At 55.1% G+C, this 693-nt stretch carries 2 protein-coding genes and 1 pseudogene; all 3 read right to left on the bottom strand.

Going from position 1 to position 693, the window contains the following annotated elements:
* A pseudogene (locus E0D98_RS25245) lies at positions 1–162 on the bottom strand (protein ImpB); the annotation flags it as partial.
* A complete protein-coding gene (gene umuD, locus E0D98_RS25240; protein ID WP_000109077.1) occupies positions 162–599 on the bottom strand; it encodes a translesion error-prone DNA polymerase V autoproteolytic subunit in 438 nt (145 codons plus the stop codon). The pseudogene E0D98_RS25245 and the gene umuD, both read right to left, overlap by 1 nt.
* On the bottom strand, positions 596–693 hold a 98-nt coding region (locus E0D98_RS28495; protein ID WP_165941073.1), incomplete at its 5' end, for a DinI-like family protein. The genes umuD and E0D98_RS28495, both read right to left, overlap by 4 nt.

The raw sequence follows: 693 nt of genomic DNA, 5'->3' as shown, positions 1-693 counted from the left end.
GGGCTGCCCCATTCTGATGCCAAGGGCTTTTGCCTCCGGGCTGCGCGCGATCACACAGCCATCGTTATTGCTGAGTACGATGACCGGTTCGTTGCGAAGGTCCGGGCGGAAAACTTTTTCACATGAGGCGTAGAAACTGTTGATATCAGCCAGTGCAAACATCAGCGTAACTCCCGCGTCCTGTGTATCACGTGAGTGACAACACCAAAAATACAGATGTTTTCCGGATACAGTGTGCGGAATTCCGGGCTGTCTGAAACCGGCTCCAGTGCCGGGCGTGGGCGCAACAGCAGTCGTTTGACGGTGAACTCACCGTCGATCTCAGCGATAACGATGTCCCCGTGTTGTGGTTTTTCGCCCCTGTCTACTACCAGCAGATCACCATTCTGCACGCCAGCCTGGTTCATCGATTCACCGCTGGCGCGCAGAAAGAAGGTGGCTGCAGGTCTGCTGATGCAATAGCTGTTCAGATCCAGTTCCTGCTCAGCATAATCCGTGGCAGGCGAAGGAAAACCGGCCTGGCAACGATCGGCAAACAACGGTCGCACGTAACTGTCATCGCCTGAAGGGTCAGCCGGACGGTGATAAACGGTACTCATGCTGCAGGCAGCCAGCTGTCGTCCTGCCAGATTTCTTCCAGCAGAGACAGGATACGTTCTTTATCCTTGTCGTTGCGGGCTCCTGTGACAGATA

The organism is Escherichia sp. KCJ4928, from assembly GCF_004352695.1.
Lineage (GTDB): Bacteria > Pseudomonadota > Gammaproteobacteria > Enterobacterales > Enterobacteriaceae > ECMA0423.
Note: the sequence above shows the minus strand (reverse complement) of the source record. Positions and strands in the feature narration are given on the sequence as shown.

Excerpts from the sequence above, each read along its gene's own strand:
- umuD (WP_000109077.1), bottom strand. The coding sequence starts at position 599 with ATGAGTACCGTTTATCACCGTCCGGCTGACCCTTCAGGCGATGACAGT.